The following is a 13,502-nucleotide window of genomic DNA, read 5'->3' on the forward strand; positions in this document are numbered from 1 at the left end:
CAGAATCAAGGACGCGCCCCCAGCATCCAGTTCCTGACCTTTCAGCTTCAGCTTTGGCTTCAGCTTTGGCTTTGGCTTTGGCTTTTCAAGAACCGTGACCCACTACGCCTGCCGGCAGACCCGGAGGGCGCCGCACAGGACGTGCGGCGTTTTTCTACGAGGCAGGATGCCGATTAGAAAAATCCCCGCGCAACTCCAATTTCCTGCGGGAGGTGTGTACGGGGGACAGCGTTTTCTTTGGTTCGTTTCTTTGACGCTTATCAAAGAAATGAACTCGGCCGCGCAGCGGGCGAAACGCTCTTGGTCTTGGCCTTTTTGGCTTCAAAACGCAAAGTGCAATAAGTACGAACGTCAGAAGCTTCCGCCTTCGGCGGCTTCATTTCTTTTGATAAGCGTCAAAAGAAACGGAAGCAAAGAAAAACGCTTCCCCGTACAGAGCTAACCGGGCAAGTCATCGACGCAGGGATTTTTCTAATCGGCATCCTGCCTCGTAGAATAACGTCGCACATCCATGTGCGCCGCCCTACGGGTCTGCCAGCATGCGCAGTATTCTGGATTCGTGAGAAACCAGAGCGGAGAGCGGAGAGCGGAGAGCGGAGAGCGGAGAGCGGAGAGCGGAGAGCGGAGAGCGGAGAGCGGAGAGCGGAGAGACAGTCTCAGGCCTTGTCGCGGAACGGCGTCTCCATCCCACATGCAACGACAGCCGCGCGATACCGCGACTTGATCAATCGCGCGCAGCCGCTCCCGCGGTGGCCGCGGCCACCGCCGGCTTCTTGAGCTCGGCCAGCGCCGCGGCGATCGGCGCGTCGCCGTCCAGCACGTCGCCGGCGTTGCTGCCGGCGACTTCCTCGTCGCCGTGCAGGTGGCCGGGCAGCAGCGCCTCGGCGTAGTCGGCGCGCGCTGCGGCGCCTTCCTTGCCCTCGGGCTTGAGGACCACGTCCGGCTCGATGCCGCGTGCCTGGATCGATTTGCCGCTGGGCGTGTAGTAGCGCGCGGTGGTGAGCTTGATCGAGTCGCCGTTGTCCAGCGGCAGCAGGGTCTGCACCGAGCCCTTGCCGAAGGTGCGGCTGCCGACCACGCGCGCGCGCTGGTTGTCGTGCAGGGCGCCGGCCAGCACTTCCGAGGCGCTGGCCGAACCCGCGTCGACCAGCACCGCCACTGGCGCGCCGTGCATCAGGTCGCCGGGCGTCGCGGAGAACCGCGCGTCGCTGATCGGGGTGCGGCCGCGGGTGCTGACGATGCCGCCCGCGTCGAGCAGGTCGTCGGCGATCTGCACCGCGGTGGTCAGCAGGCCACCGGGGTTGCTGCGCAGGTCCAGCACCAGCCCGTGCAGCTTGCCGCCGCTGCCGGCCTGCAGGCGCTTGAGGGTCGATTCGAAATCGGTGGCGGTGTCGGCCTGGAACGCGCTGATGCGGATGTAGGCATAGCCGGGCTCCAGCATCCGCCCGCGCACGCTGGCGATCTTGATGGTGCCGCGGGTGACGCTGATCTGCAGCGGCTTGGGTTCGCCTTCGCGCACGATGGTGAGCTTGACCGTGCTGCCCGGTTCGCCGCGCAGCGGGCCCTGGCCTTCGGCGCTGGCCGGGGTCAGGGTCTTGCCGTCGACGGCAACGATGGTGTCGCCTGCCTTCACTCCGGCGCGCGCGGCCGGCGTGTCGTCGATCGGCGCGATTACCTTGACCTTGCCGTCGGCCAGCTGCTGCACCTCCACGCCGATGCCGTCGTAGGCGCCGTTGGTGTCCTCGTCGAAGGCTTCGGCATCGTTCTTGTCGAGGTAGGCGCTGTGCGGGTCGAGGTCCAGCAGCAGGCCGCGGATCGCCGAACCCATCAGCGCCTTGTCGTCGACGGGCTCGACGTAGGCTTCCTTGATCGCGTTGTAGACCGCGACATAGCGCTTGATTTCTTCCAGCGGCACCCCGCTCGCGGCGCTCTCGGCCGCATCCGGATCGTCAGCCGGCACAACCGCGTCGGCGGAAGGATCCTCGTCCTGCACGCCGGTCGGCAATTCCTGCGCGAACGCGGGCCGGACCAGCAGCAGGGCAATGGCGAGGATCGGAAGGGAAAGGCGCATGCAGGACTCCGCGGGACATCGTGATGTGGCGCGCGTTGGACCACCGGACCGCGCGCGGGTTCTCCGGATTATGCGGTGCGGCGCGGGTGTTCCGTTAAGGAGCCCCTGAACGAATGCGGCCTGCCGGTGTGAGCGGGCCGCTCCCACAGGGCCGCTTCCCAACCATCTCCCGCCGGCTAGCGCTTCTGCAGCCAGCTGTTCGGATTGACCGGGCTGCCGTTGCGGCGCAGTTCGAAGTACAGCGCCGGCCGGCCCTGGCCGCCGGAGTTGCCGACGCTGGCCACCGGATCGCCGCGCCTGACCTGCGCTCCGGCGTCCTTGAGCAGGGCGTCGTTGTAGGCGTACAGGCTCATGTAGCCGTTGCCGTGGTCGACGATCAGGATCAGTCCGTAGCCGGTCATCCACTCGGAGAACACCACGGTGCCGTCGGCGACCGCCTTGACGGTGGTGCCCGCCGGTGCGCCGATCAGCACGCCCGAGCTCTTGTGGCCGTCGGGCATGGCCGCGCCGTAGCCGGCGACCAGGGTGCCGGACACCGGCCAGCCGAGGCCGCCGACCTGGATCGGCGCGGTCTTGGCCACTTCGATCGGCGGTGGGCGCTGCTTGTGGCCGGGCGTCGATTTGCTTTCCTTCGCCCGCGCGGCGGCAGCGGCCGCGGCGGCACGACGCTCCGCTGCGGCCTTCGCGGCGGCCGCGCGCAGCCGTTCCAGCAGCGTCTGCAATGACTTGGCATCGCGGCCCAGCGCCTTCTCGCGGTCGCGCCGGTCCTGGTAGCGCTTGTCGAGCTGGGCGACGGTGGCGCTGCGTTCGCGCCGGTCGCGCTCGAGTTCGGCCAGCTGTTCGCGCTGCCGGGCCTTGGCGGCATCCAGGGCGGCCTGGCGCTGGGTGATCTCGCGCTCGACGCGCTCGAGCTCGGCCAGTTCGGTGGTCAGCGTGGCGATGCGCGTGGTGCGGTCGCGCTGCAGGTAGCGGTGGTAGGCCAGCGCGCGGTTGGCCTCGGCGACCTTGTCCTGCGCCAGCATCAGCTTGAGCGGGGCGTCGTCGCCGATGGTGTAGGCGGTCCGCAGCAGGTCGCCCAGCTCCTTGCGCTGCGCGGCCAGCGTGACCTGCATCGCATCGCGCTTGTCGCGCAGGCCCGACAGCGCCGCCTGCTGCCGCGCGAGTTCGGCTTCGGTCTCGCGCAGGCTGCGAGCCGAGGTGCCGACCTTTTCGTCGACCTGGCGCAGCTGGCGGCTGGCGTCGCCGCGCCTGCCTTCGATCTTGCGGCGCTCGGCGGCGACTTCCTTCAGTTCCTTGTTGACCTTCTCCAGCTTGCGCTGGGTGTCGCGGCTGCTCTGCGCCTGCGCCGGCGCGATGACCGCCGCCAGGACACCGGCGAACACGGCCATCGACAGCCACCCGGGGCGGCGCGCGACGGGCATCAGCCGGGCGCGAACAGGCTGCGGCCGGTCATCGCGTCCGGCTTGGGCAATGCGAGCAGGTCGAGCACGGTCGGGGCGACGTCGCGCAGCGAACCTCCGGCGCGCAGCACCACGTCACGGCGATCGCCGACGTATACCAGCGGCACAGGACCGACCGTGTGTGCGGTGTGCGGCTGGCCGGTGACCGGGTCGCGCATCATCTCCAGGTTGCCGTGGTCGGCGGTGACCACCAGCGCGCCGTGCGCCGCACGGACCGCGGTCTCGACCGCACCCAGCGCGAGGTCGACCGCCTGCGCGGCCTGGATCGCGGCCTGCAGGTCGCCGCTGTGGCCGACCATGTCGGGATTGGCGATGTTGCACACGATCAGGTCGAAGCGGCCGGAGCCGATCGCCTCGACCAGCTTGGCGGTCAGTTCCGGGCAGCTCATCTCCGGCTGCAGGTCGTAGGTGGCGACCTTGGGGCTCGGCACCAGGATCCGCTCTTCACCGTCGAACACGTCCTCGCGGCCGCCGCTGAAGAAGAACGTGACGTGCGCGTACTTTTCGGTTTCGGCGATGCGCAGCTGCTTCAGGCCATTTGCGGCGGCGAGTTCGCCGAGGGTGTCGCGCAGGTCGTCGGGCGCGAACGCCACGGCCGCCGGCAGCTTCGCGTCGTACTCGGTCAGGCAGACGAAGCGCGACAGCTTCGGCCGGCGCGCGTCGAAGCCGTCGCGGCCATCATGTCCAAAACCGGGCGACACGAACGCGGCGGTGAGCTGGCGCGCACGGTCGGCGCGGAAGTTCATGAACACCACGGCGTCGCCGTCGGCAACCGGCAAGGCGCCGTCGATCACGGTGGGCAGCACGAACTCGTCGTTCTCGCCGCGCGCATACGCGGCCTCGAGCGCAGCGGCGGCGGTAGCCGCGCGGTGTTCCGACTTCGCCTCGACGACCGCGTCCCAGGCCAGCCGCAGCCGCTCCCAGCGCTTGTCGCGATCCATCGCGTAGTAACGGCCGCTGACGCTGGCAATGTGCGCATTGCCGAGCTTGTCGCAGCACTCCTGCAGTGCGGCCAGGCTCGCGGCGGCCGAACGCGGCGGCGTGTCGCGCCCGTCGAGGAAGGCATGCACCGCCACCTTCTGCACGCCGGCGCGCTGCGCCAGTTCCAGCATCGCGAACACCTGGCGCTCGTGGCTGTGCACGCCGCCGGGCGAGAGCAGGCCCATCACCTGCAGCGTGCCGCCATTGGCGTTCACCGCCGCGCAGGCGCCGCGCAGTTCGGCGTTGTCGAAGAAGCTGCCGTCCTCGATCGCCGCATCGATGCGGGTCAGGTCCTGGTAGACGATGCGGCCGGCGCCGAGGTTCATGTGGCCGACCTCGGAATTGCCCATCTGCCCGTCCGGCAGGCCGACGTGGCGGCCCTCGGTGTGGATCAGCGTGTGCGGGCTGCCGCTCCACAGCCGCCGCCAGTTCGGCAGCTCGGCCTGCGCCAGCGCGTTGTCGGCCGGATCCTCGCGGTGGCCCCAGCCATCGAGGATCAGCAGGACGACCGGCTTGGGGCGGGGGGCGCTGGAGGCTTCGGGCACGTCGGGAGGGCCAGTGACTAAGGATAGATGCGATTGTAGCGAAGCACGCGCAGGCTAAGCCCTGCCACCCAGGCACGCACTTGCCGTTCAACCCCGCCCGATCGCCACACCGGAGTCCGCCATGTCCGCCACACGCCGCCTTCCCCTCGCCTTCGCCCTGTCGCTGCTGCTGGCTTCCAGCGCCGTGGTCGCGGCGTCCGACGTTGTGGACATCGACAAGGTGAACGGCAGCATCACCGCCGAATCCGGCCAGGTCTACGGCGACCTCGAAACCGTCAACGGCAGCATCCGCCTCGAGGACGGCGCCCATGCCAGGGACGCGCAGACCGTGAACGGCAGCGTCAAGGCCGGCGACGGGATCGAAGCCGAGGACCTGGGCACGGTCAACGGCAGCATCCGCGTCGGCACGCAGGCGCGCATCAGCGGCGGCATCGAAACCGTCAACGGCGGCATCTTCGTCGACCGCGGCGGCAACGTCGCCAAGGGCATCGAAACCGTCAACGGCGCGATCGGCATCGTCGCCACCGAAGTGGGCGGCGGCATCGAGACCGTCAACGGCGACGTCACCGTCGGCATCGATTCGCATGTCCACGGCGGCCTCAAGGTCACCAAGCCGACCAGCAACTGGATGCCAATCAAGTTCGGTGGCAACCGCAAGCCGCGGATCGTGATCGGGCCCAACGCGGTGGTCGACGGCGACCTGGTGTTCGAGCGCGAAGTCACCCTGTACGTGCACACCAGCGCGCGCATCGGCAAGGTCACCGGCGCCACGCCGGTCGCATTCGACACCCCGCGCGCGCCGCACGACTGAGCAGCCGCATGCGGCAGGGTACGGCGCCGCAGGCCGCATGCGCCTAGAATCCGGGGTTTCCACTGCATGGGACCTTCCGGATGCAAGCTCGCCACCTCCTGTTCTGCCTGCTCGCCGGCGCGGCGCTGGCCGCGTGCAACCGCGAACCGACCGCAGCCAACCCCCCGTCCGCGGCGCCCGCGCCCGACGCGCAGCCCGCTGCATCGGCGCATGCCTTCAACGACGACATCGATGCCGGAGACTTTTCCGAACTGGTGAAGACCCTGGCCTCGGACGACTTCGCCGGCCGCGGCCCCGGCACGCCCGGCGGCGAGAAGACGGTCGAGTACATCAAGGCGCAGTTCGAGCGCATCGGCCTGCAGCCGGGCAACAACGGCACCTGGTTCCAGGACGTGCCGATGACCGAGACCACCGCGGACGAATCCACCGCACTGAAGCTCGACGTCGACGGCAAGGCCGAGGAGCTCAGGTTTGGCGACGACATGGTGATCGGCACCCGCTCCGGCGAAGCCGAGATCAAGGTGCAGGACAGCCCGCTGGTGTTCGTCGGCTACGGCGTCGATGCGCCGGAACTGGGCTGGAACGACTACGCCGGCATCGACGTCAAGGGCAAGACGGTGGTGATCCTGGTCAACGACCCGGGCTTCCACGCCAACGACGACGCGCTGTTCGAAGGCAAGCGCATGACCTATTACGGGCGCTGGACCTACAAGTTCGAGGAAGCCGCGCGCAAGGGCGCGAAGGCGGCGCTGATCATCCACGACACCGCCGGCGCGTCCTACGGCTGGGACGTGGTGCGCGGCTCATGGTCCGGTGCGCAGTACGACCTGCGCGCGGCCGACGACCCGGCGCCGCGCCTGCCGGCGCAGGGCTGGATCACCGGCGAGGCGGCGAAGACGCTGTTCGCCGACGCCGGCCTCGACCTCGACGCGATGTACAAGGCCGCCAACAAGCGCGGCTTCAAGGCGGTGCCGATGAAGGCGACGGTGTCGTTCGACCTCAAGAGCACGGTCTCCGAGAAGTCGTCGCGCAACGTGATCGGTGTGCTGCCGGGCAGCGAGCGGCCCGACGAGGCGGTGGTGTACATGGCGCACTGGGACCACCTGGGCAAGCACGATGGCGAGCAGACCCCGGACGGCACGGCCGACGTCATCTACAACGGCGCGGTCGACAACGCGACCGGCGTGGCGGGCATCATCGAGGTCGCGGAAAAGTTCGCCAGGACCACGCCGGCGCCCAAGCGCTCGCTGGTGTTCGTCGCGGTGACGCTGGAGGAATCGGGGCTGCTCGGCTCGCAGTACTACGTCGCGCACCCGGCGTTCCCGCTGGACAAGACCGTGGGCGTGATCAACATCGACGCGATGGGCGTGTACGGCAAGTCGCGCGACCTGGTGGTCGTCGGCAAGGGCAATTCTGAGCTCGAAGACCTGCTCAAGGCGCAGACCGACAAACAGGGCCGCACGCTCGAGGAAGAGAGCACGCCGGAAAGCGGCTTCTATTTCCGCTCCGACCACTTCAACTTCGCCAAGGCCGGCGTGCCCGCGCTGTACACCGAGAGCGGCGAGGACCTGGTCGACGGCGGCCGCGCTGCGGGCGAGGCCGCGGCGAAGGACTACAACGCCAACCGCTATCACAAGCCGGCCGACGAGTTCTCCGACAGCTGGAAGCTCGACGGCGTGATCGAGGACCTGCAGGCGCTGTACGGCGTCGGGCGCGTGCTGGTCGACGGCGACCAGTGGCCGAACTGGTACGAGGGCAATGCATTCCGCGCGCAGCGCGACAAGATGATGGCGGGCAAGCCGGCGGCGCAGTGAGCGGTTGTGGCCTCGCGTGATCTCCCGGACGGCGCCGAAAGGCGCCGTCCTTCTTTCACCGCCGGCAAGCGACCTTCGAGCGACCTTTGAGAACGGCTTCAGCCGCGAGCCGTTGCTTTGGCCCCTCCCCCTGCGACGGCAGGGGGAGGCTGGGAGGGGGGCCCACGGTCTAGCTGCTGCTGAAGGCGCCCTCCCAAAGCCGCCCGGCCTGCCAGCACAGCTGGCGGGCGTTCGTCGCAGGGGGAGGAAGCAAAAACTCGCGGCTGAAGCCGCTCCTACAAAGCAATCCGGGCGTCGGTGCTTTACCGCGCCGCGCGACCGGGCCAAGCTGCGCGCTTCGCCAAGAACCGCAGGTCCCGTCATGTCCATCGCCTACTGGTGCATCCTGATCGCCGCCGTGCTGCCCTACGCTTGGGTCGTGGCCGCCAAGCGCGGCCCGCGCTACGACAACAGCGATCCGCGGCGCTGGCTGGCGAAGCAGGACGACGCGCGGCTGCACCGCGCCAATGCCGCGCACCTCAACGCCTTCGAGGCGTTTGCACCGTTCGCCGCCGGCGTGCTGATGGCGCAGGCGGCCGGTGTCGAACTAGGACTGGTGACAACGCTCGCGCTTGTCTTCGTCGCGTTCCGGGTGCTGCACGGCGTCTTCTACATCACCAACGTGCACGCGCTGCGCAGCCTGAGCTGGCTGGGTGGCCTTGTCTGCGTGCTGTGGCTGATGGGATCCGCGGCGCTGCGGATGGCTGCCTGAGATCAGTCTTTGCGCGGTGCGCGCTCGCGCATGCCGGCGCGGCGTTCGACCCACGCCAGCACCAGCAGCACCAGCAGCGTGAGCATCGTTGCGCCAAACGCGAGCACGTGCGCGTGCAGCCCCACCAGCAACGCGGCGGCGCCGGCAACCAGCATGTGGGTGCGGAAGCCGGCGGGCCGGTCCTTGAGTTCGCGCTCGAAACCGATCACGCCGCCCAGCAGCATCGCGTAGGCGGTGGTGGCGAGGATCGCCAACTGCGCAGGCGTGTCGTCGAAGATGGCGTTCATCGGCGCAGTCTGTGGCAGCACGTGTCGTCGGCACGTGGACTCGGGGCACGGAGATCCAGCTGTCATTCCGTGCGGCAAGAGGGTTCTCCTCGTGCGCCTGGGCAAGCAGATCCCTCGCTGCGCTCGGGATGACAGCCCGCTTTTACCGCCTCCACTTACCCCTGTGGGAGCGGCCATGGCCGGGATGCCCCGCGCGTATCGCGGCCATGGCCGCTCCAGCGAAACCTATGCGGCGACCAACCGGACCCGCGCGAAGTTGCGCTTGCCCACCTGCAGCACGCCCTCGAAACCGGGCGCGAACGTGGTGCCGGCGTCCTCGACCACATCGCCGTCGACCTTCACCGCACGCTCCTTGAGCTTGCGGTTGGCCTCGGAGTTGCTCGGGGTGATGCCGGCGGCGGTGAGCAGCGCGGCAATGCGGATTCCATCGGCGGGGACGGCCACGTCCTGCAGCGGCAGCAGCGCGGTGTCGCCCTCGCCGCGCACGGCGGCATGCCAGCCTGCGACCGCGGTTTCGGCGGCGGCGGCATCGTGGAAACGCGTGGCCAGTTCGCGCGCCAGGCGCAGCTTGACGTCGCGCGGATTGAGCGCGCCGGCGGCGACGTCGGCCTGCAGCCGCTTCGCCTCGTCGATGCCGATCTCAAAGCTCAACAGCTCGATCCAGCGCCACATAAGCGCGTCGCCGATCTTCATGGTCTTGTTGACGATGTCGATCGCCGGCTCATCGATGCCGATGTAGTTCCCAAGCGATTTCGACATCTTGTTGACGCCATCGAGCCCCTCGAGCAGCGGCATCGTCAGCACGATCTGCGGCGGCTGGCCGTGGCTTTCCTGCAGGCCGCGGCCCATCAGCAGGTTGAACTTCTGGTCGGTGCCGCCGAGCTCGACGTCGGCCTTCAGCGCCACCGAGTCGTAGCCCTGCACCAGCGGATACAGGAATTCGTGGATGGCGATCGGCTGCTGCGCGGCGTAGCGCTTCGAGAAATCGTCGCGCTCCAGCATCCGCGCCACGGTGTGCTGCGCGGCCAGGCGGATCATGTCGGCGGCGGTCATGGCGCCGAACCACTCGCTGTTGAAGCGGACCTCGGTGCGTTCCTTGTCCAGCACCTTGAACACCTGCGCGGCGTAGGTCTGCGCGTTGGCCAGCACGTCCTCGCGCGTGAGCGGCTTGCGGGTAACGTTCTTGCCGGTGGGGTCGCCGATCATCCCGGTGAAGTCGCCGATCAGGAAGATCACCTGGTGGCCGAGGTCCTGGAACTGCCGCATCTTGTTGAGCAGCACGGTGTGGCCGATGTGCAGGTCCGGCGCGGTCGGGTCGAAGCCGGCCTTGATCCGCAGCGGGCGGCCCGCTTTCATGGACGCGCTGAGCCGCGCCTCGAGTTCGTCGCGCTTGAGGATCTCGTCGGCGCCGCGGCCGATGATCTCCATGGCGGCGGCGAGGGTGGGGGACAGGTCGGTGGCGTGGGGCACGGGCGGCTCGGAGTGACGGTGGCGGGCAGGAAGTGACAATCGCCGTGACGGCGTTTGTAAAGCAAAGTTAACACGCGGTTAAGGGGCGTTTTCGGGAATTCCCTGCCGGCTCAAGTGTTTGACGCACACTTTTCGCGTGACTATGGTAGCGCCCTGACGGGCCCTTCACGCTGGGCCGGGACTGCCTTTGATGACCGAGCCCACCTCGCCCCAGGACCCCGGTCGCGGGCGCCTGATCCGGATCCGGAACCTCCGCGCCGCGGCCCTGAACGGGACGGGGATCGCCGCCGCCCTGCCGGCCGGCTTCAACGGCCGCTGGACCCGCCGCCACTGGGCTCACGCCAGCCTGTTCGCGATGCTTGGCACACTGGTCATGGCACTGGTGCCCGGCTTCTCCAACGCAATGTCGTCGAGCGCGGCGCAGACGGCATCCGTCGCGCCCAGCACCACCCTGTCGCTGCTGCTGCCGCCGCTGCCGCGCGCCGCGAAACAGCCGCAGGCCGCCGCCGGCCCCAACTGGCAGCTGGTCAGCGTCGCCAAGGGCGAGACCCTGAGCCATGTGTTCGAACGCATGCAGCTGCCGCAATCGGACCTGCAGCGCGTGCTCGCCCAGCCCGGCACGCGGGACACCTTGCGCAGGCTCAAGCCCGGCACCGAACTGGCATTCGAACTGCAGCCGGCCATGGCCGGCAAGCCGGCCGCGCTGCGCGCGTTCCGCTACGACCGCGACGACATCCACCGCGTCGAGCTGCACGTCGACGGCGACAAGGTCACCGAGAAGGTGGTCGAACGCCCGGTCGAAGTCCGCACCGCGGTGGTCAGCGGCAAGGTCGGCCGTTCGCTGTTCCATTCGGCGCGCAAGCTGGGCCTGTCGGGCAACAACATCCGCACCCTGACCGACGAGATCTTCAAGTACGACATCGACTTCAACTCCGACGTCGCTGCCAGCGACCGCTTCTCGGTGGTGGTCGAACAGACCTGGCGCGAGGGCGAAATGATCCGCAGCGGCCCGATCCTCGCCGCCACGTTCACCGCCCACGGCGACATGCACAGCGGCTTCCGCTACGAGCGCAAGGGCAAGGCCGAGTACTTCAGCGCCGACGGCCGGCCGCTGAAGAAGGCCTTCATTCGCATGCCGGTGCAGTACACCCGCATCAGCTCGAAGTTCACCAGCGCCCGCAAGCATCCGATCCTCGGGCGCACCCGCGCGCACCAGGGCGTGGACTTCGCCGCGCCCACCGGCACCCCGGTCATGGCCGCCGGCAACGCGCGCGTGACCTTCGTCGGCTGGAAGGGCGGCTATGGCCGCGCGGTGATCCTCGACCACGGCCGCGGCTACACCACCCTGTACGGGCACCTGTCGGCGTTCGGCAAGATCAAGAAGGGCCAGCACGTGTCCCAGGGCACGGTGATCGGCCGCGTCGGCAGCACGGGCCTGGCGACCGGCCCCCACCTGCACTACGAATTCCGCATCAACGGCGTGCACCGCAACCCGATGGCGGTAACGATGCCGCCGCCTGAGCCGCTGCACGGCGCGCAGCTGGCCGAATTCCGCGCCCAGACCGGCCCGGCGCTGGCCCGCATCCGCAAGGTCGAGGACATCATCTACGCCGACGTGGGCGATGCCGCGAAGGACAAGCGCGTGGCGAGCGCGGCGAAGCCCGGCGCCAAGAAGGGCTGATTCCCGCAGTCGCCCCATGGGCGCGACAAGGCTCTGCCGGTAACGTCCCATCGCGCCCATGGGACGCTCCTACAATGCACCCATGCCCGCCAACCTCTACCTCGGCCTGATCTCCGGCACCAGCGCCGACGGCATCGATGCCGCGCTGGTGGAATTCGACGGCCCGGCGGGCGCAGGCACGTTGACGGCACGCCTGGTCTTCGGCCGCACCTATCCCTGGCAGCCCGCGCTGCGCGCGCAGCTGGTCGAGCTGGGCCAGCAGTCGGCGCAGGTGTCGCTCGATGCGGTCGCCGAACTCGACGTGCGCATCGGCCTGGCCTTCGCCGACGCCGCGCTGCAGGCGCTGGCCGACAGCGGCGTCGCGGCCGCCGACGTCGCCGCGATCGGGTCGCACGGGCAGACCCTGCGCCACCGCCCCGAGGCCCGGCCCGGGGACGGCGCCGCCCCCTACACGCTGCAGCTGGGCGACCCGAACACCATCGCCGAGCGCACCGGCATCCGTACGGTCGCCGACTTCCGTCGCCGCGACGTCGCCGCCGGCGGCCATGGCGCGCCGCTGCTGCCTGCCCTGCATGCGGCGCTGCTGCAAAGCACTGCCGAAGACCGCGCGGTGCTCAACCTCGGCGGCATCGCCAACCTCACCCTGCTGCCGCGCGCCGCCGCCTCGGACCAGGGCGAGGTGCGCGGCTTCGACACCGGGCCGGCCAACGGGCTGATGGACGCCTGGTGCCTGCGCCACCGCGGCGAGGCCTTCGACCGCGACGGTGCATTCGCCGCCGCCGGGCAGGTCGACGACGCGTTGCTCGCACGCCTGCGCGCCGAACCGTGGTTCGCGCTGCCACCGCCCAAGTCCACCGGCCGCGACCAGTTCCACCTGGGCTGGGTCGAATCGCAGCTGCGCGGCACCGAAGCGCCGCAGGACGTGCAGGCCACGCTGCTGGCGCTGAGCGCGCACACCGTTGCCGACGCCCTGCGCGCCACGCAACCTGCGACCGCGCGCGTGATCGCGTGCGGCGGCGGCGTGCACAACCGCGCGCTGATGGCGGCGCTGGCCGATGCCCTGCCCGGCTGCGTGGTGGAATCGAGCGCGGCCCACGGCCTCGATCCGGACGCGGTGGAAGCGATGGGGTTCGCGTGGCTGGCGCGGCAGACGCTGCACGGCCTGCCGGGCAACCTGCCCTCGGTGAGCGGGGCGAAGGGGCCGCGCGTGCTGGGCGGGATCTATCCGGCCTGATGCGGGAGCGGCACTACGGACCGGATTCGTCGACGGGCAGCTTGCCGATCATCGCGAAGCCGGCGTCGTCGGGGATGCCCTCGAGCGCGGCCAGCGCGGCTTCCAGCACCTCGCTCTCGGAGTTGTCGAAGTGCACGCGGCCATCGCCCTCGTAGACATGCAGGCCCTGTTCGAGCAGGTGCAGCAGGGTCCGGGGCACCGTCCAGCCGCGCGCGTCGGCGACCCGCTTGATGCGGTCGACAAGCACCTGGTCGATGTCGTGGAGGACGATCTCGGTCATCTCGGATCCGGGGCGTTCCTGCGCCTGGGCGCGCCCTCATCGGCGCGGCTCCTTGATACCCCGCGGGGGCGGTGCAGGCAAGCCCATGCTGCGCAGGGAGCGGCGCTGCACGGCCCC

11 protein-coding genes are annotated in these 13,502 nt (G+C 69.4%); 5 read left to right on the plus strand and 6 right to left on the minus strand.

All coding sequences use genetic code 11. The features are described 5' to 3' along the window. Positions 1 to 724 precede the first annotated feature (724 nt). The 3 genes from ACTJIL_RS13845 to gpmI form a co-directional block, all read right to left on the minus strand. Positions 725 to 2,071 carry a S41 family peptidase gene (locus ACTJIL_RS13845; protein WP_440756202.1) on the minus strand — a complete coding sequence of 449 codons (1,347 nt, stop codon included), beginning with the start codon at positions 2,069 to 2,071 and terminating at the stop codon, positions 725 to 727. 176 nt (positions 2,072 to 2,247) lie between these two features. Beyond that, complete coding sequence (locus tag ACTJIL_RS13850) at positions 2,248 to 3,492, minus strand: murein hydrolase activator EnvC family protein (protein WP_440756203.1); 1,245 nt, start codon at positions 3,490 to 3,492, stop codon at positions 2,248 to 2,250. Further along, on the minus strand, positions 3,492 to 5,057 hold the full coding sequence (gene gpmI, locus ACTJIL_RS13855) for a 2,3-bisphosphoglycerate-independent phosphoglycerate mutase (protein WP_440756204.1): 1,566 nt from the start codon (positions 5,055 to 5,057) through the stop codon (positions 3,492 to 3,494). The genes ACTJIL_RS13850 and gpmI overlap by 1 nt, the downstream gene beginning before the upstream one ends. Positions 5,058 to 5,178: 121 nt before the next feature. Here gpmI and ACTJIL_RS13860 point away from each other — a divergent pair, with 121 nt between their 5' ends. The 3 genes from ACTJIL_RS13860 to ACTJIL_RS13870 all read left to right on the plus strand — a co-directional run bounded on the left by ACTJIL_RS13860 (position 5,179) and on the right by ACTJIL_RS13870 (position 8,433). Next, on the plus strand, positions 5,179 to 5,868 hold the full coding sequence (locus tag ACTJIL_RS13860; RefSeq protein ID WP_440756205.1) for a hypothetical protein: 690 nt from the start codon (positions 5,179 to 5,181) through the stop codon (positions 5,866 to 5,868). 80 nt (positions 5,869 to 5,948) lie between these two features. Next, a complete protein-coding gene (locus ACTJIL_RS13865) occupies positions 5,949 to 7,682 on the plus strand; it encodes a M28 family metallopeptidase (protein ID WP_440756206.1) in 1,734 nt (577 codons plus the stop codon). A 361-nt stretch (positions 7,683 to 8,043) separates the two neighbouring features. Further along, complete coding sequence (locus ACTJIL_RS13870; protein ID WP_440756207.1) at positions 8,044 to 8,433, plus strand: MAPEG family protein; 390 nt, start codon at positions 8,044 to 8,046, stop codon at positions 8,431 to 8,433. Between the two features lie 2 nt (positions 8,434 to 8,435). On the opposite strand, the gene ACTJIL_RS13875 is transcribed toward ACTJIL_RS13870, so the two are convergent. Together ACTJIL_RS13875 and tyrS are read right to left on the minus strand one after the other, a co-directional pair. Next, positions 8,436 to 8,720 carry an MgtC/SapB family protein gene (locus ACTJIL_RS13875; RefSeq protein ID WP_440756208.1) on the minus strand — a complete coding sequence of 95 codons (285 nt, stop codon included), beginning with the start codon at positions 8,718 to 8,720 and terminating at the stop codon, positions 8,436 to 8,438. Positions 8,721 to 8,945: 225 nt separating this feature from the next. Continuing rightward, entirely contained in the window at positions 8,946 to 10,148 is a 1,203-nt protein-coding gene (tyrS, locus tag ACTJIL_RS13880) for a tyrosine--tRNA ligase (protein WP_440756627.1), read from the minus strand. Positions 10,149 to 10,380: 232 nt separating this feature from the next. Between tyrS and ACTJIL_RS13885 the strand changes: the two genes are divergently transcribed. Together ACTJIL_RS13885 and ACTJIL_RS13890 are read left to right on the plus strand one after the other, a co-directional pair. Then, entirely contained in the window at positions 10,381 to 11,871 is a 1,491-nt protein-coding gene (locus ACTJIL_RS13885; RefSeq protein ID WP_440756209.1) for a peptidoglycan DD-metalloendopeptidase family protein, read from the plus strand. Between the two features lie 82 nt (positions 11,872 to 11,953). Continuing rightward, positions 11,954 to 13,105, plus strand: coding sequence for an anhydro-N-acetylmuramic acid kinase (locus ACTJIL_RS13890; protein WP_440756210.1), 1,152 nt, complete (start codon positions 11,954 to 11,956; stop codon positions 13,103 to 13,105). 13 nt (positions 13,106 to 13,118) lie between these two features. Here the strand turns inward: ACTJIL_RS13890 and ACTJIL_RS13895 are convergent, their stop codons facing one another. Further along, positions 13,119 to 13,385, minus strand: coding sequence for a hypothetical protein (locus ACTJIL_RS13895; protein WP_440756211.1), 267 nt, complete (start codon positions 13,383 to 13,385; stop codon positions 13,119 to 13,121). Positions 13,386 to 13,502 lie beyond the last annotated feature (117 nt).

It is taken from the genome of Luteimonas sp. 22616 (assembly GCF_052044325.1).
In the GTDB taxonomy this organism is placed as follows: Bacteria; Pseudomonadota; Gammaproteobacteria; order Xanthomonadales; family Xanthomonadaceae; genus Luteimonas.

Excerpts from the sequence above, each read along its gene's own strand:
- ACTJIL_RS13885 (WP_440756209.1), top strand. The coding sequence starts at position 10,381 with ATGACCGAGCCCACCTCGCCCCAGGACCCCGGTCGCGGGCGCCTGATC.
- tyrS (WP_440756627.1), bottom strand. The coding sequence starts at position 10,148 with ATGGAGATCATCGGCCGCGGCGCCGACGAGATCCTCAAGCGCGACGAA.
- ACTJIL_RS13875 (WP_440756208.1), bottom strand. The coding sequence starts at position 8,720 with ATGAACGCCATCTTCGACGACACGCCTGCGCAGTTGGCGATCCTCGCC.
- ACTJIL_RS13890 (WP_440756210.1), top strand. The coding sequence starts at position 11,954 with ATGCCCGCCAACCTCTACCTCGGCCTGATCTCCGGCACCAGCGCCGAC.
- ACTJIL_RS13860 (WP_440756205.1), top strand. The coding sequence starts at position 5,179 with ATGTCCGCCACACGCCGCCTTCCCCTCGCCTTCGCCCTGTCGCTGCTG.
- ACTJIL_RS13850 (WP_440756203.1), bottom strand. The coding sequence starts at position 3,492 with ATGCCCGTCGCGCGCCGCCCCGGGTGGCTGTCGATGGCCGTGTTCGCC.
- ACTJIL_RS13865 (WP_440756206.1), top strand. The coding sequence starts at position 5,949 with ATGCAAGCTCGCCACCTCCTGTTCTGCCTGCTCGCCGGCGCGGCGCTG.
- ACTJIL_RS13895 (WP_440756211.1), bottom strand. The coding sequence starts at position 13,385 with ATGACCGAGATCGTCCTCCACGACATCGACCAGGTGCTTGTCGACCGC.
- ACTJIL_RS13845 (WP_440756202.1), bottom strand. The coding sequence starts at position 2,071 with ATGCGCCTTTCCCTTCCGATCCTCGCCATTGCCCTGCTGCTGGTCCGG.
- ACTJIL_RS13870 (WP_440756207.1), top strand. The coding sequence starts at position 8,044 with ATGTCCATCGCCTACTGGTGCATCCTGATCGCCGCCGTGCTGCCCTAC.